Raw genomic sequence first — 19,561 nt, 5'->3', positions numbered from 1 at the left:
CATGACCAGGAACGATGCGAGCCAAAAGCTGTTCCTCTACTCCACGGCGGTTTCAGACGTGGGGTACGTGCGCAGCAACAACCAGGATTCGGCCTTCGCCGGCGAGCGCCTGGTGGCCATGTGCGACGGCATGGGCGGCCACGCAGGCGGGGATACGGCCTCGACCATAGCCATCCGATCCCTGGCTCACATCGAACGCGACGACCGGGAACAGGACGTGCAGTCCCTGGCTCGGATGATGGAGACCTCGGTCATCGCGGCCCATGACGCCATCGTGGGCAAGGCCAAGCGCGAACACCGGCTGTCAGGCATGGGCACCACGGTCACGGCCCTGGCTCTGGCCAACGACTCCTGGGTGCTGGCCCATATTGGGGACTCCCGGGGTTACCTCCTGCGGGAGGGCAAGTTGATCCGGATGACCCAGGACCACTCCTACGTGCAGCACCTGATCGACACTGGCCGCATCTCCCCGGCCGAGGCCCGCAACCATCCTCAGCGCAACGTGGTCATGCGGGTCCTGGGGGATTTCGACATCGACCCCCGCCCGGACATCTCCATTTCCAAGGCCCTTCCAGCAGACCGCTGGATGATCTGCTCGGATGGTCTCTGCGGCGTTCTGGAGGACTCGACCATCGCCGAAGTGCTGTCCTCGGTCTCGGACCAGGCGGAGTGCGCCCAGCAGCTGGTCACCTTCGCCCTGAAGGCCGGAAGCACCGACAACGTGACCGTGGTCATCGCCGATGCCACGCTGGCTCTGGACGCCGACGCCTTCGACCTGCCCCATCAGACTCCTCTGGTCGGTGGCGCAGCCAGCTCCAACCTGGAGGCCCTGGCCGACATCCTGGATGAGCCCGTAGCGGCCGCACCGCGCCTGCGTGACGAGTCCCGGGAGTCCCCCGCCAAGCGGGCCGCCGACCTGGCCCAGGACCGGGACGCCGACAAGCAGGAGGACGAGGATGGCGACGGCCGCACCGCCCAGCCCTCGGCTGCCCGCGAGGAGAGCGGCGAACGGCATGTGCCCGACACCAGCGAGATCCCCATCGTCCACAAGAAGGACGGCTCAGACTCTGCCGATCCCTACGATCCAGATGTGGCCGATGCTATCCACAAGGAGCACCTGGAGCAGCGCAAACGCCAGCGCGCCCGGCATCGGCGGATTCGGCTGATCCTGGCCGGCATCATCACCCTGGTGATCCTTGCCCTGGCCGGAGGCACGGCGGCTGCCTATCGCTGGAGCCAGGAACAGTACTACCTGGGCACGGACCAGGGCCGTGTGGTCATCTACCAGGGCGTGCCCACCAAGGCCTTCGCCCTCTCGCTTTCCCACCCAGTGCAGACCACGGACATCGCCGTCAAGGGGCTTCCCCAGTCCTGGCGTGACCAATTGGAAGAAGGCATCACCGTCTCCAGCATGGACGACGCCAAGGAGCACGCCCGTCTGATCCGGAAAGAGGCCGGCGACCTCAAACGCGAACAGGCCAAGGAAGCCAAGGACGAGTCCGGCCAGGCGACGACTTCCCCCTCAGCCTCGCCCTCACCGTCGAAAACCGACCAAAGCGGGCGGCAGCAATCATGATCATCACCCGTCTGCGCCGCATAGGCCTTCTGCTCTTCTCCCTGCTGGTGGGGTTCATCGGATTCTTCCAGATGTTCGCCCGTGCGGCGGGCCGCTTCCCCGGTGACTACGCAGCCCTGCTGGTAGTCACCGCCGCCCTCTTCATCGCCCTCTGGGTCCTGCTGGAGATTTTTCAGCCTTACGGTAGCCAGGCCATCCTGCCCAGCATCGTCATCCTGAGCTCCCTGGGCATCACCCTGATCACCCGCATAGATCTGCGCAACGCCCGGATTGGCCAGCCTACACGAGTGGGCTTCACCCAGCTGATCTGGCTGTGTCTGGCCCTGGTCCTGTGCGGGCTGCTGGTGGTGCTGCTCAGGGACTATAGGCTGCTACGCCGCTTCTCCTATGTGAGTATGGTGGTGGGCCTGGTCCTGCTCCTATCACCCATGCTTCCCGGCATCGGCCGCGAAATCGGCGGCGCCCGCATCTGGATAGGCATAGGGTCTCACACCCTGCAGCCCGGCGAATTCGCCAAGCTCTTCTTGGCCTTCTTCTTCGCCGCCTACCTGTTCGACCACCGAGACCAGCTAGCCGTGGGCGGCAAGAAGTTCCTGGGCGTGCGGCTGCCCCGAATCAAGGACTTTGGCCCCATTATCATCGTCTGGCTTATTTCGCTGGCCGTCCTGGTCATCCAGCATGATCTGGGCACCTCGCTGATGTACTTCGCCATGTTCGTCTCCATGCTCTATGTGGCTACCGGCCGCACCAGCTGGATCGCCATAGGCGCGGTCTTCTTCGTCATCGGGGCTGTGGCCGCCTCCATGATCTTCGCCCATGTGGGTGCCCGTGTGGACGCCTGGCTGCACCCCTTCAGCGATGCTGAGTTCAGCAAGGCCTTCGGTGGGTCCGGCCAGCTGGTGCGCGGCATCTTCGGCCTGGCCGCCGGCGGGCTGACAGGCACCGGCCTGGGCCAGGGACGCCCCTGGATCACCCCCCTGGCCAACTCCGACTTCATCTACACGTCGGTGGGCGAGGAGCTGGGGCTGAGCGGCCTGCTGGTGGTCCTGGCCCTCTACCTGGTCATCGTGGCCTCGGGCATGATCACGGCCATGAAGATCAAGGATGGCTTCGGCAAGCTCCTGGCCTCCGGTCTGGTCTTCACCATGGCCTTCCAGGTCTTCACCGTGGTGGGCGGCATCACCCTGGTCATCCCCCTGACCGGACTGACCATGCCCTACATGGCGGCGGGCGGCTCCAGTCTGGTGGCCAACTGCATCCTGGCCGTTCTGTTGATCATCATCTCCAACGCGGCCAACAAGCCTGCGCCGGAGGTCAGCTCGGACACCTTCAAGTACGAGGCCCTGGCCGTCCTGCGCCAGCAGGAGACCAGCAAGCGCAACAGCCAGGACGACTCGGACCCCGACTCAGACTCTGACAACCTAGAGTCCCATGATCGTCATGCCGGGCCGATCGAGCAGACCGACCAGGACGAGGAGACCGACCTGCCAGTCACCGGCCGCATCCCCGTCCGTCAGGTCCGAGGAGGTGGACAGTGAACAAGGCCCTGCGTCAACTCTTCAACGCCGTCATCGTCCTCTTCGTCATCCTGGGGGTTTCCAGCTCCATCATCATGGTGATCCGGGCGGAGAGCCTTAACTCGGACCCCCGCAATCTGCGTGCCCTGTACCACGAGTATGCGGCACCCAGGGGGGCCATCCTGACCTCGGACGGCGCCGTCATGGCCCAGTCCGACCCCATCAACGACTCCTTCCAGTACCAGCGGCACTACCACAAGGGGCCCGTCTACTCGCCCATCACCGGCTACTACTCCATCACCAGCCCGGCAGACCGAGGAATCGAGGCCTCGCGCGACCGTCTGCTAAGCGGACAGTCGGACAGCCTGTGGATGGACCGGGTCAAGTCCCTCTTCACCGGCACCCAGAACAAGGGCGCCTCCATCGAGACCTCCATCAATCCCAAGATGCAGGAGGCCGCCTACGCCATGCTGGGCAACTTGTCCGGTTCGGTGGTGGCCATCGAGCCCTCCACAGGCCGCATCCTGACCATGGTCAGCACACCGAGCTACAACCCCGAAGACCTGACCGCCCACGACAGCGGCGATGCCTCCCAGGCCTACCAGAAGCTGGCCTCCCGTTCCGACAACCCCATGCTCAACCGGGCCACCTCGCAGCTGTATCCGCCCGGGTCCACCTTCAAGGTGGTTGTGGCCGCCGCCGCCCTGGAGTCCGGCCAGTATCACCCCGATAGCCAACTGCCGGCCGGGGCCTCATACACATTGCCCGGCACCAACTACAATCTGACCAACACCACTACAGCGGCCGGCGGGGTCAACGGGAAGATCAGCCTGGAGAATGCCCTGGCCTACTCATCCAACACGGCCTTCTCCCAGCTAGGGGTCGCCCTGGGCGGCAAGACGCTGGCAGCGCAGGCCCGCAAGTTCGGCTACGGCTCCACCATCACCCTGGACGGGACCACCTCCACAGGACGGCCCATGAAGGCCGTGGCCTCCAAATTCCCCGAGGACCAGTCCCAGGACCGGATCGCCCTGGCTTCCATCGGCCAGGGAGACACCCTATCCACCCCACTCCAGGCTGCCATGACGGTCGCCGCCGTGGCCAACGGCGGCAAGCTCATGCAACCGACCCTGGTGGACCGGGTGCGCTCAAGCGACCTCAGCGTCATCAGTGAGACAACGCCCTCGGTCTACTCACAGGCCTTCTCATCGGACACCGCCAAGGCCCTGACCACCATGATGGAGGCAGTAACCACCAAGAGCTATCCGGAGCTTGAGATTCCAGGCGTACAGGTGGCCTCCAAGTCCGGCACAGCCCAGATCGGCACGGGCAATACGGCAAATGACGGGTGGATGGTAGGATTCGCTCCGGCCGACAAACCCAAGGTAGCCGTAGCCGTCGTGGTGCATGGAATCTCCTCCTATGGCATAGACATTGCCGGACCGATTATGAAACGCATCATGCAGGAGGCTGCCAAGTGAAACTGGTACAAGGACAGCTCATCCATCGACGGTACCGTCTGGACCGTCGCCTGGCCCAAGGGGGCATGGGCGAAGTCTGGAAGGGCTATGACATCGAACTGGGACGAGTTGTGGCCATCAAGGCCCTGCGCGAGGATCTGACCAACGAGGAGTCCAAGCTGCTGCGGCTGCGGGCCGAGGCGCACAATTCCGCCAACCTGGCCCACCCCAACATCGCCGCCCTCTTCGAGTACTACGAGCACGACGGCATCGGATTCCTGATCATGGAATACGTGCCCAGCCAATCCCTGGCAGACATCTATCGGGACCGGGGCGCCCTGGACCCCATCGAGCTGCTGCCCATCCTGATACAGACGGCCCGAGGGCTCTACGTGGCCCACTCCCACGGGGTCATCCACCGGGACGTCAAGCCGGCCAACATCATGGTCTCCGACACCGGCGAGGTCAAGATCACCGATTTCGGGGTCTCCTACTCCACCAACCAGGGGCAGATCACCCAGGACGGCATGGTGGTGGGCACAGCCCAGTACATCTCGCCCGAGCAGGCCCAGGGCCTCCAGGCCACCCCCCAGTCCGACATCTACTCCCTGGGTGTGGTGGCCTACGAGGGGCTCTGCGGGCACCGGCCCTTCACCGGCGCCACCCCGGTGGACATCGCCGCAGCACACGTCAACGACCCTGTGCCGCCACTGCCCGACTCGGTGGACAACCAACTCATGAACTTCGTCATGTCCATGCTGGCCAAGGACCCGCGAGACCGCCCGGCAAATGCCCTGGTGGTCTCGCACACGCTGGCCAGGATCGAGCAGCGGTTGCTGGACCAGCAGCTGGGTGAGACGGAGGTCATCGACCCGCGCGCACCCATGCCTCGACGCATTGTGAGCAGGCCACACGCGGCAAAAGACATCTTCAGGCCCTTCTGGGGGCACTATGGAGAAGGAAGCGCACAGCGCGGCCTTGAAGCGACGAACGGAGGGGATACCCTATGAGCATCACACTGCCGCCGTCCCTAGCGGACGGACGTTACCGTCTGGGACAGCTGATCGGACGCGGTGGCATGGCCGAGGTCCACAAGGCTGTGGACACGCGTCTGGGAAGGACGGTCGCGGTCAAGATCATGCGGTCCGATCTGGCCAACGACGAGGTCTTCCTATCGCGGTTCCGGCGAGAAGCTCACTCGGTCGCCCTGCTCAACAACCCCAACATCGTCTCCATCTACGACTCGGGCGAGGAGATACTGACCGACGACCAGGGCAACCATGAGCGGGTGCCCTACCTGGTCATGGAGTACGTCAAGGGGCAGACCCTGAGGTCCATCCTCAAGGAGAACGGGGCCCTGAGCCAGCGCGACAGCGAGCAGGTCATGCTGGGCATGCTAAGCGCCCTGGACTACTCCCACCACATGGGGGTCATCCACCGGGACATCAAGCCCGGCAACATCATGATCTCGGAGCAGGGCATCGTCAAGGTCATGGACTTCGGCATCGCCCGGGCCATGGACGATTCGGCCGCCACGATGACCCAGTCCCAGGGCGTGGTGGGCACGGCCCAGTACCTGAGCCCCGAACAGGCCCGCGGCGAGAGCGTGGACATGCGCTCCGACCTCTACTCGGCCGGTTGCGTCCTCTACGAGATGCTGACCGGACGGCCGCCCTTCAACGGGGATTCGGCCGTGGCCATCGCCTACCAGCACGTCACCGAGGTAGCCACCCCGCCCAGCACCATTGTGCCCGGCCTGCCGAAGATGTGGGATTCCATCTGCGCCAAGGCCATGGCCAAGGATCGTCAGAACCGGTACGCCACGGCCGCCGCCTTCAAGAGCGACATCCTGGCCTTCATGAATGGCGGGACCCCGGTGGCTGCCGCCTTCAACCCGCTGACCGACCTGGCCAACGTCAAGGCCCGCAAGGATGCCGAGCAGGGCACCGAAACGGCCACCATGCCGATGACCGAAGAGGAGACGGCCGCCACCCAGGCCTTCAACCCTGTTCAGGACCCGCTCAATCCGGCCGCTGCCACCGATCTCGCCACAGCTGAGCGCACGGCCACCAAGGCGGCCCAGCAGAAGTCCAAACGGCGCAAGAAGATCATCATCGCCGCCATCGTGGCGGCCTTGCTTCTGGTGGCCGCCGGACTTGGCGTGACCTATATGAGCCGAAACCGCCATCAGATGGCCGAGGTACCCACCATCAATGCTCAGATGTCGCGAATTCTCGCCCGTGAGAAGGTCACCGCCGCAGGCTTCAATTACCAGGAGAAGGAGGACCATGACTCGGCCGAGCCCAAGGGGACCTTCACCAAGCAGAGCCCCAAGGGCGGAAGCATGGCTCCCAAAGGCTCCACAGTGACCGTCTGGTTCTCCTCCGGGCCCAAGGACACGGCCATTCCCGACGTCAAGGGCATGAATCAGCAGGAGGCTCGCAGAACCCTGGAGAAGGCCGGATTCAAGGCCTCTCCCGCCGCCTCGGTAGAAGACAGCCAAGACGTGCCCAAGGACCATGTGACCCGCACGGATCCCGCCGCCGGCCAGAGCGTGGCCAAAGGAACCAGCATCCTGCTCTACATCTCCTCGGGCATGACCAAGGTGCCTGACCTGTCTGGCAAGAGCAAGGACGACGCGACCAAGACCCTGCAGAGTCTGCACTTCAACATCACCATCCACGAGCAGGCCTCCAACACCGTGGCCAAGGACGTGGTCATCAGCACCGACCCGGCTGCCGGATCCTCCATCCAGCAGGGAGCCATGATTACAGTCACCGTCAGCAGCGGCATGAAGCTGGGTTACTACATCGACATGACCCTGGGCGAAGCCAAGCGCAACCTGGGCCAGGGGGTCAACATCAAGGTCAACGGCCCCAACAACGACAACGCCGTGGTCACCGGCCAGGATCCCACCTCAGGCGCCTCCTTCGACAAGTCCAAGGACACCATCACCCTGACCACGGCCATCAGCGTCCCAGTCATCGCCCCGGGCGAGACCTTGGGCAGCTACCGGCAGAAGCTGACCAACAGCGGTGTCAGCGCCGACAGAATCACTTCTGTCGGCAAGGACACGGACAAGGTGACCGCTGTAAGTCCCGGAGCCGGCAGCAAGGTGGACGACAACACCCCCATAACTGTGACCACCGTCAGCTCCACCAACTGATCGTATGACCCGGCGGCCACAGCATTGCCGCCGGGTCATATAGTTGTGTCATAAAGAGCCAGGCAGAGTGAATACGGGATGAATTAGAGCGATGGCTATTAGTCCGCGTCATTAGGCTGAGAACCGAGACTTTCGGTCACAAACATCAGTCATGACTTCTGCTGACAGACCAGAGCTCCAAGCGTTAAACGCCAGGACCCATCAACCAATCCATAATGGTTGACCCATAACTGCCGGACTGGCCGCTTGCCAAGTCGCGTCGCCAGATTGCGACAAACCCGCATTGACTTGCAGCACTGCGTCATCAGGACCATGGCCGCTGGAGAGACGTAGACAAGACCTTTGCCTCTGCCTTTGCCTTTGGCAATTACTTCTGACAGTCGGCAAGACATGACTATCAATAAGCGGCGGGGTCGCAGAATCACACTGGATCCTGCGGCCCCGCCGCTTTTCCACGCCGCCTAGATCAGAAAGCGGAGTAGTTGGATATCTGTCTGAGCCAGGGCACGTTGCTGGCCAGCCATGGGAAGCCCCATTCCATCAAGGCACAGGTCAGAGCCAGCAGGAGCAGAATCAGCAGAAGCCAGCGAATCGGAGCTATGCCGGACTGGTGCCGCAGCAGCCAGCCGTAGAGGCTGATCATGGGCTGTGGCTTCTCGCCCTTGCGAATCTGCCGCAGCAAGGGGTAACGCCATGCAACCAGGGCCGCCAGGTAGATGATCAGATAGGCTGCTACCAAAACCAGGAAGACCGGTTGCAGAGAACCCACCCTGGCTATGACCGATCCCTTGTCGTCTGCAAAGGCCACCTTGCTGCCTCTATCACCAAGCAGTTCCTTAGGCACCCCGTCGGACACCTTGGCCCAGTAGCCGAATTCGCCCCAGCTGATCCAGCGGTGGGTGGCCGTGGTGTACTTGGGCTCACAGGTGGTCAGTGTAATCATGCGCCGATCTGGAGCCTCGTTGGGCGAATAAGGGTTGGGGGCGATGACGCTGACCTCGTTGGCAGCCACGATCTTGTAGCGGGTGTAGTGGTAGACGTACCAGTAATCCTTGGTGCGCAGGACGATGGCATCCCCCACACGCAGCTGGTCCACATGGCCCAGCGGCTCACCATAGCCGGCGCGGTGTCCGGCAATAGCCATGTTGCCCAGCTCGCCCGGCATCTGCGTGTTGGAGTAGTGCCCCAGTCCCGCGTAGGCCAGATCCCTGGGCGACGTGCCCTGAACCACGTTGCGCTCCCAGCGCTGTCCAAAACGGGGGATGTAGATCTGGGCCATCAGATCGCCCTCGGAGGCGTGTTCGGGCTGTACCGGCGGCATTCCGCTCTGAGGCTTGGCCACCTTTCGGGTATCTCCCGATCCCGGGTCGCTCCAAGCGGTCGAGGCACGGGTCTCCAACTGCTGATGCTCGGACTGCACACCGGTCCACCAAAGCTGCCAAACCACGTAGAGGGCACAGATGACGGCCAGCGTCATCAGCAGCTCCCCCACGATTTCTGCTATCCCAACCGGCCACTTTCGTCGCTTATCGGCAGGTTTATCAACCGACATCCAGTCATTCTCCGAGTCTTCTGTCGTCATTTACCGTGCCTTCTCATCTAGAGATGCATACTGGAGTGGCTGCAGGACAGCCGTCGTCTCAGGGAATCTCAGATTGCCCGAAGATTCGACATTCCATCCCAGACCCACCGTATTCACGTATTCCTTGTAAATCTGGATGGATGGCGAAGCATTCAGGGACTTGGTCATCCGATCGACTGGTCCTATGGCCGAAATTTTATATGGCGGCGAGTACTTTCGACCGTGCAGCAGCAGCACATTGCCCACGCATCGCACGGCCGTGGTGGGCAGGACACGCTGGTCCTGGATCCTCATGGACTCGGCTCCCCCGGCCCAGAGCGCGTTGACCACACTCTCCACATCCTGCTGGTGGATGACGTAATCATTGATGTTGGCCGTCGATCCGTCGGACCCCACCTTCTGCTTCCAGAGCGGGGAATCATCGAGGGTTACCGTCAGTCCCGGCCCTTGGACGGCCTTGAGCACCGTGCCCGAACCGGGGTCCTCACGGGCCTGGTCCGAGTTGCCCTTGTCGTCGTCGGTGATGGTCTTCAGAGCGTTGATCTGCGAGCTCATGTCATTGATGTCCTTGCGCAGCTCCGCAGCCTTGTTCTCGCGCTCTTCCACCAGCCCGGCCGTATCCGAGGTGACCGTGACCGTCCTGTTGACACGGATGTTGGTGGTCAGCATGTACCCGACCAGGGCCAGCACCACAGCCACGGACAATGTGCCGACCAGGGACCTGCGCGCTCCGTGCCGTCCCGTCCGTCTGGTCATAGGCATACCCTCATCCTCATCTGCGATAGTATTACGTTCGAGTCTAACCGCTACTATGGCTTAGTAGATCTAATGAAGGAGAATAACCTCATGGCAGAGCATCAACTCCATGATGACGAGGACGAGGCGGTGGACGAGGCCAAGAAGACCCAGGCCGAGGCCGAGAACAAGACCGCTGGCACTGGCGAGGATGCAGAGGACGAGGAGTATGGCCTGTCCATGGACAAGGTGGAGGCCGTGCTCAACGAGAGCGTTGACAAAAAGCACATGACTCCGCAGATGCGCCGCATCGTGCAGCGTCAGGAAGAGAACACCCGCCGCGTGGAAGACACCATCAAAAGCACCAAGGCCAATCCGCGCTGGTTTGTGCCTCTCTTCGTCACGCTGATGGTAGTGGGACTGATTTGGATCGTGGTCTACTACATCGCTTCCACCAGGGGAAATGTCTTCCCAATCCCCGGCATCGGCAACTGGAACCTGGCCGTAGGCTTCGGCATCCTGCTGGTCGGCTTCCTCATGACCATGTGGTGGCACTGATCCAGCTGCTTTACTCTTCAGGAACCCCGCAACCGCCCAGGCACGGATGTGGGGTTCTTTGCATATCCATCCACCCCTGAGCGTCAGGCATGTGTGGATTCAATTTCCCGGCTCCACCTATTTCATCCACTGTTTCGAGACTCAAACCAAAGTTATCCACAATCGCCCGGCTTTATCGTGGACAGCCTAAGACACCTGTCCACAACCCTACTGCTAGTTAGGTTCTGTGTTTACTTATCCACTTTTTACCGATATATATGCACCAGTTCTGGTTACTTATTCCCAGGTTATCCACACGATTATCAACAAATGTGGATAGGTGACATTCATGTCATTTGACCAAAGCAGGCAGCTGCTGATTGTCAGCGCATGGGGTTGAACACGTTGCAGCCCAGAGCCAGCAGGACCAGGACCACCAGGAAGATCAGCGTGGGCAGCAACCAGGAGAGCAGGCCATGCACCCGCGAGCTGGGCCGGCCCATGTGCAGCAGGGCCAGCATGAAGAGGCCGCCGACTATGAAACCGCCCACATGGTCCTGCCAGGCAATGCCGGGCACGAACAGGGGCATGCAGAAGTTGATGGCCATCCAGACCACCATGGAAACGATGTTAATCCCCAAACGGCGATAGACCACCAGGATGGCGGCGAAGAGCCCGAAGAGCGCGCCCGAGGCCCCGATGGCCGACGTGCCCCAGCCATTGGGCGACAGGACTGCATAGACCATCAGCCCCAGGTCTCCGCCCAGCCCGCTGATCATATAGAGCGCCAGGAAACGCCCATGCCCTATCAGATTTTCCAGCACCGGCCCCACAACCCAGAGGGTGATCATATTAAAGAGGATATGCGAGACATTGGTGGCGTGCAGAAATATGTTGGTCACAAACATCCAGGGCTCATGAATGGCGGTAATCGGCACGAAGGCCCAGTAGCCCAGCAAAAGCCGCTGGTAGCGAAGCGGAGCCAGCAGATACAGGACCATCTGGATGACCCAGGCCGCTATGCAGATCAGGGTGATGGCTATCGTCACCACCGGAGCCTGGTCGCCCCAGTGCCGCCGGACCCATCCCAGCGGCCCCCGACCGTTTCCTCCGCCTGTGAAACCGGTGCCCGTGCCATTGACCATGAACCATACCTTACCTGACCGTCCGGCCCGGGGTGTGCGGTTTCCGTGCCGCAATGGCACCGATGTGCCCCACAGTTCACCGCTTTCTACTAGGATGTTGACTAGGTCGGTCGAAGTGGGCAGGACCGACGAAAGTCGTCGAAAGGAGCCAAACATGGAGAATTCATCTTCAAACGGCTGGAAGTTCTTTGCACTGCTCTTCGGCACGCTGCTGGCCGGCGTTGTCGCTCTGTTCGTATACAAGCAGCAGAACCCGGATTACGATCCCTGGGAGGAGCCCTGGGAGAACAGCTCATCGCCAGTCGACCTGGGCCTGGCCAAGGATGAGGAGGACAAGGGGTCTGAAGATCCCGAGGCCCCTCTGCAAGCGGGCGCACAGGCCTGACCGTTCCGGTCGGGAAGGAATCCGACCCAGCGTCAAGAACGTGAGGGCAACGGGTTCCTTTTTTCATGCCTGATTTTGGCTTGATCGCAGCCTGCCGGACACGCCTGTTGGGGCGGCGCGTCACAATGGAGCCATGAGTGCCATACGGGAAGCAGACATGGAGGAAGGCCGCCGGGATTTTCTGGCCTGGCGCGATGCGGCCAAGGAGGCTGCAGGCAATTTAGGCCCGGAGGGCAACCGCCTGACAGTGGCCCCGCAAACCGATAGGCGCAGCAAGGCCATGGCCGTCCGCTATTCCCTGCACATGCTGGAGATCAAGGCCCCCGGTCCCGGCGTAGAGGTCAGGGTAGCCCCCTGGGGAGCCATCAAGATTTTGGACGGGCCTGCGTCCGACCCGCATAACCTGACTCCGCCTGACGTAATCGAACTGGACCCGGATGTCTGGTTGCGGCTGGCCGCTGGCATCACCAGCTGGAGTGAAGAAGCCGCCGCCGGGCATATCAGCGCCGTGGGCGAGCGCGACGATCTGCACGAGCTACTGCCACTGGTATGACCAATAGTCGGCCACCTCTGCGGCCGGCTACTTGCTCGACGACCCCTTTGCTGCGGTCTTCTGATCTTTATGGTGTTTGAGCGCGCTGGGCACGGGGATGGGTATGCGCTTGTGCGGCTTGGGCGTAGCCGGCATCTCCCCAGAGGTGGCCTTGGCAGCAGCCTCGGCGGCCCACCGGGCGTAATCGCTCAGATCATCGTCCGGGGAATCCTCGGGGTCCTGGCCCCCCGATTTGCGCGAATCCGGTTTGGAGTACTCCTCTTCAACCATTTTGAAGGGATCTTTGCCCCTGGTTCCGGGTTCCTTGCTGCTGAGCTCTTTGGCCAGCTCGTCGTAATCCGTGTCCGTTGTCAGATATTTGAGCTTCCGGGCTATTTTCGTCTGCTTAGCCTTCTGACGTCCGCGGCCCATCCGACCCCCTTCGCCAGGTAACGTGCACTTAGGCAACTTGAATGTGAATTTGCATCATTTATGAGAGTACCACCTACGCATCTTGTCGGCTCGGACTTTTACCATAAAAGCAATTCCCAGAAGGACATTCGGCACGACGACGAGGGTGGGACCATGCAGGAAGAAGTCACAGCGGCAGGCAACGAGATCAGCGACAGCTTCAGAGCCGCCAAGCATCGATCCGACCAGGTGCTGGCCGAACTGGACAAGAATCCTAGCCGCTACACCATGCTGACCGGCGACCGCCCGACCGGCAGGCTTCACCTGGGTCATTATTTCGGCTCCATCCGCGAGCGTGTCCAGATGCAGAATCGCGGGGTGCACACCAACATCGTCATCGCCGACTACCAGGTCATCACCGACCGGGACACCACCGAGCACATCCGCGACAACGTGCTCAACCTGGTGCTTGACTATCTGGCTGCGGGCATCGACCCCAAGAAGACCATGATCTTCACCCATTCGTCCACCCCTGCAGAGAACCAGCTGCTGCTGCCCTTCCTCTCGCTGGTGACCGAGGCCGAGCTCCACCGCAACCCCACCGTCAAGGCCGAAATGGAGGCCAGCGGCCATGCCCTGACCGGCCTGTTGCTGACATACCCGGTCCACCAGGCCTGCGACATACTCTTCTGCAAGGCCAACGTGGTTCCTATTGGCAAGGACAACCTGCCGCACGTGGAGCTGACCCGGACCATCGCCCGCCGATTCGACGAGCGCTACCCCGGCCAAGCTCCGGTCTTCCCAGAACCTGATGCCATCCTGTCTGACACCCCGGAAATTCCTGGTCTGGACGGCCGCAAGATGAGCAAGTCCTACGGCAACTCCATCATGCTGGGTGCCACCGCCGAGGAGACGGCCAAGCTGATCCGCAAGTCGCCCACCGACTCCGAACGCAGGATCACCTTCGACCCTGTGAACCGCCCCCAGGTCTCGGCCCTGCTGACCACAGCCGGCCTGGTGACCGACCGCAAGCCCGAGGATATCGCCGAAGAGATCGGCAATGCCGGCTCGGGCGCCCTCAAGGCCTACGTGACCAAGTCCGTCAACGAGTTCCTGGCACCCCACCGCGAGCGTCGTGCCGAGCTGGCCAAGGACATGGACACCGTGCGCGACATCCTGATCGAGGGCAACAAGCGGGCCAACCAGATAGCCGAGGAAACCCTTGATCAGGTCCGCTCGGCTATGGGCATGCGCTACTAGACGTCGTACCGCCAGGAGCGATCGGTCAGCACCCGGGCCGTGACCAGGCCGATGGGCAGGCAGATGATGACCATGAAGGCCCGGAAGGCCCAGTCCAAGGCGTTAAGCGTATTGAACTGTCCCAGGTAGAACATGGCCCGGTACATATACAGGCCAGGCACCATGATGACGATGGATGGCACGGTCAGGCTAATTCTTGGATAGCCCAGGTGAGGCGGCAGCAGGCCGTGACGGACCGAGGAGCGCCAGACCGTAGCCAGCATGCCGGCCAGGAAGGCACCCAGAAAAGCAGCCATCTCCGGAGGGACATGAAGCAGATCCTGCATCTCCAGGCGCATGGTGTCGGTCAGAGCGCCGATGACGGCGGCCACCAGGGCCATGCGCTGGGGTGAGTTGAAGAGGACCGAGAAGCCCCAGACCCCGCAGAATGCTGCAATCATGCGCAGTCCGGCCATCAGCAGGGGACTCAGGTTCATCGGTTCAAAGCCCTGGGGGTTGAGCATGACCATCCGCGCCACAGCCCAGCCTCCCAGTGTGGCCACCAGGATGATCGAGAAGGCGTAGGTGATGCGCTGCACCCCCGAAGGGAAGTCCAGCTTGGCGATGTCCAGGCCGCCGGTGACCAGGGGAAAGCCGGGAATGACGAAGAGGATGGCGCCGATATAAGCCGTGTCGTGCTTGAGAGCCACCGGGTCGAAGATACCCACCAGCCTCAGCGTGCCGACGCAGGCCAGGGCGGCAATGATTACCGCCACCCCGGTAGCGAAGAACTGGTTGATCCGCCTGCCCAGCATCTGTCGACGCACCCACTGGCCTATGCCAGCGCCGACAAAAGCCCCGGCCATGTCGTAGGGACCGCCGCCCAGCAGGAAGACGAAGGCTGCGCAGGCCACAGCCGAGGCGAAGCCCGAAAAGAGGGGCGAATAGAGGGGTTTGCGTCGTTCGATCAGGTCCAGACGCTCATGCGCCTGCCGGACCGTGATGCCACCCCTTGCCTGCGGCTTTGGGGACGCGGATTTGTCAGAGGAGGCAGGCTCATCGGAAAATGCAGCCTTTGCTGAGTCTGTTGCCTCTCTGAGCAATGCGGACCCGTCGGAAGACACCGGCTGTTCGGAGGGTGCCGCACCCTCGGAAGACTTGGCCTTTTCATGTGCTTGGCCTTGGGCTGACGCAGGCCGTCCAGACCCAAGCTGCTCAGACGCGGAGTCGCGCCCTTGGCTGGTTGCAGATGATCCAATGGCTGCACAACCAGCGGCACTCGAATCTGAATTCTCAATCGCGTAGGCAGCAGAAACAGAAGCAGCTTTGGAATCTTCGGAATCCTCCAAGGCTGCGGCGGTCGGCGTGGCCTCCGGCCGAGGCGTGGAGCCTACGGTTCCCAGACCGGCGGCTGTCCTGGTGTCTATGGCCGCCGCATCGATCCGGCTCTGGCTGATCTCGTCCTCGTTGTGTACGGCAGTGGCCACCGCGTCCTTGAGCGCCTTGGCCGCATCCTGGTCCTGGGCCAGCACCTCTTTGACCGCCTTGCGGGCCGCTGCATAGACGTTCGGCTCGTCCAGGTTGTCCACCAGCTCCCGGGAAACCACCGTCATGGCGTGGTAGGTTCCCGCCTGCCCGCACTTGACGCTGAGCCAGTCAGCGAAGTGCTCCAGGAGCCAGATCCGCTCGGTGTTGACCCCGGTGGTGGGCAGGTCCACCACCTCGGTGATCCGAGACACGCCATCCGTGCAGGTGGCCTCAATATCGGTCAGGTTCACGTCGGCTCGCACATGCACGCCCATAGGGTAGGCAATCCTATGCATCATCTCGCGCACGCGGAAGCTTCCTGTGCCGGCCCCCAGCTCCAGCATGCCCACCCGCACGATCAAGCTGGTCTTGGCCGCGATGCAGGCCTCGACGATAGGCTTGTCGTAATCGCGTTCGATATCCTCCATATCCAGCGGAATGGAGTGGGTGTGGTACTTGCTCACCCGTCTGACCTCGGCTGCGGCCCTGCCGCGATAGCTGTCCTTGGAACTCCTGCTCTTGAATTTCACACCCACATTCATACTCCACCCGGGTCACGTGAGCTTGCACCGCCGCATGGGACCATGAAACGTATTCGACCTGAAAGCGTCCTAGAATGGGCCGCGAGCCATCGAACCGAAGGCTGTGGGCCTGCAACGCCGACCACCAATAACCGCGGAGGAGCCGTGGAATGGCCGAAGACCGGGCAACCTGCGATTCGACAAGGAGGACTGATGACAGATAGTAATCAGCAAATCACGGCTGCCGATGCGACCCTGGTCACATCCGGCACCGGGACAAAAGGGCCGGAGGAACGCAAGCTGCCTCAATCGTTGGATGAGGACATGGCCTTGTGCCTGCGGCTGCTCAGGGATGTGTTGGGGGAATTCGATCAACAGCTGCTCAAGCGCTTCGACTCCCTGCGCGAGGACGTGATGACGGCCAGCGCCGAGCACTTCAACCGCCACCCCTCGGACCCCGTGCCTGACGAGGATGGCCTGTCCAAGGCCGTAGCCCTGATCGACGACACCTCAGTCAAGGATTCCCAGTTGCTGGCCCGCGCTTTGACCACCTACTTCCACCTGGCCAACCTCTGCGAGGAGAACTACCGGGTGAAGGTCCTGCATGAGCGCGAGGGCAAGGTGGACCTGAAGGTCAAGGGCACCGACCCCATCAACGAGATGACCAGCGCCTACAGCCAGCTCCTTCAGGAGATGGGCCCGGCCAAGGCCTCGGAGCTGCTGGAGAAGCTGGAGTTCCACCCCGTCTTCACCGCCCATCCCACCGAGGCGCGGCGCAAGGCCGTGGAGGGCAAGATCCGGCGCATCGCCAACCTGCTGGCCGTTCGCCGCGGCCTGGGCGGTTCCGAGCTGGAGGAGAATGAGCGTCTGTTGCACAACGAGATCGACGCCCTCTTCCGCACTTCGCCCATCGCAGCCAAGAAGCCGACGCCCGTCGAAGAGGCCAACACCATTTTGGACATCTTCGACGCTACGCTCTTCGAGACCATTCCCAAGGTCTACCGCCGCTTCGACGACTGGATGCTGGGCAAGAAGGCCGGCATGGTCAAGCCCGTCTGCCCCGCCTTCTTCCACCCGGGCAGCTGGATCGGTTCCGACCGCGACGGCAACCCTAATGTGACCGCCAAGGTCTCGCGCAAGGTGGCCCGCAAGTTCTCCGACCACATGCTCGAGGCACTGGTCAAGGCCACCACCACCGTAGGCCGCAATATGACCATGGAGCTGACCACCACGCCCCCCAGCCCCGAGCTGAGGAGCCTGTGGAGCCACCAGAAGGAGATGAGCGAGCGCCTGACCGATAGGGCCACCACCATCTCGCATAATGAGTTGCACCGGGCCGTGGTCCTGGTCATCGCCGACCGTCTGCAGGCCACCATCCAGCGTGACGCTGACCTCATGTATGCCGACTGCGACGACTTCATCGCCGACCTGCGCGTGGTCCAGGACTCCCTGGCCAAGGCGGGCGCGGTCCGTCAGGCCTACGGCCCCTTGCAGGATCTAATCTGGCAGGCCCAGACCTTCGGCTTCCACATGGTGGAGATGGAGTTCCGCCAGCACTCACTGGTCCACGCCCGCGCCCTGGAGGACATCCGCGAGCACGGCCTGCATGGCGAGCGCGGCGAGCTGCAGCCCATGACCCACGAGGTGCTCGACACCTTCCGGGCCCTGGGAGCCATCCAGAAGCGCAACGGCCAGAAGGCCGCCCGCCGCTACATCATCTCCTTCACCAAGTCGGCACAGAACGTCAAGGACGTCTACGAGCTCAACCGGCTGGCCTTCGAGCATGCCGAGGACGTGCCGGTCATCGACGTGATCCCCCTGTTCGAACAGCTGGAGGACCTGCAGAATTCGGTGGACGTGCTTGAGGAGATCATCAAGATCCCCGAGGTCCAGGCCCGACTCAAGGAGACCGGCAACAAGATGGAGGTCATGCTGGGCTACTCCGACTCCTCCAAGGATGCCGGTCCTGTCTCAGCGACCCTGGCCCTGCACTCCGCCCAGGAGCGCATCGCCAAGTGGGCCGAGAGCCATGACATCGACCTGACCCTCTTCCACGGACGCGGCGGCGCCGTAGGCCGTGGCGGCGGCCCTGCCAACCGTGCCGTGCTGGCCCAGCCTGTGGGCTCGGTCAACTGCCGGTTCAAGCTGACCGAACAGGGCGAGGTCATCTTCGCCCGCTACGGCAACCCGGTCTTGGCCATCCGCCATATCGAGTCCGTGGCTGCAGCCACCCTGCTCCAGTCCGCGCCCAGCGTGGAGGAGCGCAACACCACCATGACCGAGAAGTACGCGGACATGGCCGACAAGCTGGACCAGGCCGCCCACGAGCGCTTCCTGGACCTGCTGCACACGCCGGACTTCGCCCCCTGGTTCTCCATCGTGACACCGCTGAACGAGATCGGCCTACTACCTATAGGCTCCAGGCCGGCCAAGCGTGGTCTGGGCGCCAAGTCCCTGGACGATCTGCGGACCATACCCTGGGTCTTCTCCTGGGCGCAGGCACGAATCAACCTGGCCGCCTGGTACGGCCTGGGCACCGCCTGCGAGAAGTTCGGCGACCTGGAGACCCTGCGTCAGGCCTATGAGGAGTGGCCGCTCTTCAGCACCTTCATCGACAACATCGAGATGAGCCTGGCCAAGACCGACGAGCGCATCGCCAAGATGTACCTCTCCCTGGGAGACCGGGACGACCTGAGCCAGAAGGTCCTCTCGGAGATGGAGCTGACCCGCAAGTGGGTTCTGCAGATCGTAGGCGACGAGTGGCCCCTGCAGCATCGTCACGTACTGGGCCAGGCCATCCGGATCCGCTCTCCCTATGTGGACGCCCTGTCGGTGACCCAGGTGCGCGCCCTGCGGGCCCTGCGTCGTCGCAACGACAAGGAGGAGCTCAGCAAGAGCCAACAGGCCGACTTCATCTACCTGATCCTCTGCACCGTTTCAGGAGTCGCCGCCGGCCTGCAGAACACCGGCTGATTCCAACCTGACGGTTTAAGAATGTGGGCCCCGTTCTCTTGCAAATAGCAGGAGGCGGGGTCTTGTTGTATTCGCACGCCTCTGATGCAACCATGTGCGTTGTTTATCAGCTGGGTGGTAGGGTGAGAAGTGGGGTGTCGGGAGACGGCTGGCTTCCGCCATTGGTTCCTGCGATCGGGTGCAGGGCTGGCGTAGGCAGGCCGGGCGGCTTTCCGGCAGCAAGAAGCTTACATAGGCGAGCTATTGGCACCGTTT

The 19,561-nt window shown here is 62.5% G+C and carries 15 protein-coding genes; 10 read left to right on the top strand and 5 right to left on the bottom strand.

Features of this window, described 5'->3' with window-relative positions; all coding sequences use genetic code 11:
- The first annotated feature begins 1 nt into the window (after position 1).
- Genes ACVWNW_RS05035 through pknB form a run of 5 tightly spaced genes read left to right on the top strand, consistent with a single transcriptional unit; the run spans position 2 to position 7,719 of the window.
- Positions 2-1,576: a BofC C-terminal domain-containing protein gene (locus tag ACVWNW_RS05035; protein WP_046322156.1), complete on the top strand. Its 1,575-nt coding sequence runs from the start codon at positions 2-4 to the stop codon at positions 1,574-1,576.
- Entirely contained in the window at positions 1,573-3,114 is a 1,542-nt protein-coding gene (locus ACVWNW_RS05030; RefSeq protein WP_454481446.1) for an FtsW/RodA/SpoVE family cell cycle protein, read from the top strand. Before ACVWNW_RS05035 ends, ACVWNW_RS05030 begins: the two co-directional genes overlap by 4 nt.
- Positions 3,111-4,574 carry a peptidoglycan D,D-transpeptidase FtsI family protein gene (locus ACVWNW_RS05025; protein WP_454481444.1) on the top strand — a complete coding sequence of 488 codons (1,464 nt, stop codon included), beginning with the start codon at positions 3,111-3,113 and terminating at the stop codon, positions 4,572-4,574. The genes ACVWNW_RS05030 and ACVWNW_RS05025 overlap by 4 nt, the downstream gene beginning before the upstream one ends.
- A complete protein-coding gene (locus ACVWNW_RS05020; RefSeq protein ID WP_046322149.1) occupies positions 4,571-5,563 on the top strand; it encodes a serine/threonine-protein kinase in 993 nt (330 codons plus the stop codon). Before ACVWNW_RS05025 ends, ACVWNW_RS05020 begins: the two co-directional genes overlap by 4 nt.
- Complete coding sequence (gene pknB, locus ACVWNW_RS05015; RefSeq protein ID WP_454481441.1) at positions 5,560-7,719, top strand: Stk1 family PASTA domain-containing Ser/Thr kinase; 2,160 nt, start codon at positions 5,560-5,562, stop codon at positions 7,717-7,719. Before ACVWNW_RS05020 ends, pknB begins: the two co-directional genes overlap by 4 nt.
- Positions 7,720-8,185: 466 nt before the next feature.
- On the opposite strand, the gene ACVWNW_RS05010 is transcribed toward pknB, so the two are convergent.
- Both ACVWNW_RS05010 and ACVWNW_RS05005 read right to left on the bottom strand, forming a co-directional pair.
- The gene (locus ACVWNW_RS05010; RefSeq protein WP_144178613.1) at positions 8,186-9,301 is read right to left on the bottom strand and encodes a class E sortase; all 1,116 of its coding nucleotides are present in this window, start codon (positions 9,299-9,301) and stop codon (positions 8,186-8,188) included.
- On the bottom strand, positions 9,302-10,057 hold the full coding sequence (locus ACVWNW_RS05005) for a DUF881 domain-containing protein (RefSeq protein ID WP_046322142.1): 756 nt from the start codon (positions 10,055-10,057) through the stop codon (positions 9,302-9,304). It lies immediately after the preceding gene.
- Positions 10,058-10,147: 90 nt separating this feature from the next.
- Here ACVWNW_RS05005 and crgA point away from each other — a divergent pair, with 90 nt between their 5' ends.
- Entirely contained in the window at positions 10,148-10,594 is a 447-nt protein-coding gene (crgA, locus tag ACVWNW_RS05000) for a cell division protein CrgA (RefSeq protein ID WP_110424671.1), read from the top strand.
- A 362-nt stretch (positions 10,595-10,956) separates the two neighbouring features.
- Here the strand turns inward: crgA and ACVWNW_RS04995 are convergent, their stop codons facing one another.
- Entirely contained in the window at positions 10,957-11,718 is a 762-nt protein-coding gene (locus ACVWNW_RS04995) for a rhomboid family intramembrane serine protease (RefSeq protein WP_454481439.1), read from the bottom strand.
- A gap of 154 nt (positions 11,719-11,872) precedes the next feature.
- On the opposite strand from ACVWNW_RS04995, the gene ACVWNW_RS04990 reads away from it, so the two are divergent.
- Entirely contained in the window at positions 11,873-12,103 is a 231-nt protein-coding gene (locus ACVWNW_RS04990; protein ID WP_046322139.1) for a hypothetical protein, read from the top strand.
- 133 nt (positions 12,104-12,236) lie between these two features.
- Complete coding sequence (locus tag ACVWNW_RS04985; RefSeq protein WP_121913226.1) at positions 12,237-12,656, top strand: sterol carrier family protein; 420 nt, start codon at positions 12,237-12,239, stop codon at positions 12,654-12,656.
- Between the two features lie 27 nt (positions 12,657-12,683).
- Here the strand turns inward: ACVWNW_RS04985 and ACVWNW_RS04980 are convergent, their stop codons facing one another.
- Positions 12,684-13,067 carry a DUF3073 domain-containing protein gene (locus tag ACVWNW_RS04980; protein ID WP_046322133.1) on the bottom strand — a complete coding sequence of 128 codons (384 nt, stop codon included), beginning with the start codon at positions 13,065-13,067 and terminating at the stop codon, positions 12,684-12,686.
- 153 nt (positions 13,068-13,220) lie between these two features.
- On the opposite strand from ACVWNW_RS04980, the gene trpS reads away from it, so the two are divergent.
- Entirely contained in the window at positions 13,221-14,306 is a 1,086-nt protein-coding gene (trpS, locus tag ACVWNW_RS04975) for a tryptophan--tRNA ligase (protein ID WP_454481436.1), read from the top strand.
- Here trpS and ACVWNW_RS04970 read toward each other — a convergent pair.
- Positions 14,303-16,240, bottom strand: coding sequence for a threonine/serine exporter family protein (locus ACVWNW_RS04970; protein WP_454483385.1), 1,938 nt, complete (start codon positions 16,238-16,240; stop codon positions 14,303-14,305). The genes trpS and ACVWNW_RS04970 overlap by 4 nt on opposite strands.
- Before the next feature lie 306 nt (positions 16,241-16,546).
- Here ACVWNW_RS04970 and ACVWNW_RS04965 point away from each other — a divergent pair, with 306 nt between their 5' ends.
- Positions 16,547-19,306, top strand: a complete 2,760-nt coding sequence (locus ACVWNW_RS04965) for a phosphoenolpyruvate carboxylase (RefSeq protein ID WP_454481434.1) — start codon at positions 16,547-16,549, stop codon at positions 19,304-19,306.
- The last annotated feature ends 255 nt before the right edge of the window (positions 19,307-19,561 follow it).

It is taken from the genome of Bifidobacterium sp. JNUCC 75, assembly GCF_054819865.1.
This window is presented reverse-complemented; position numbering and strand designations above follow the sequence as displayed.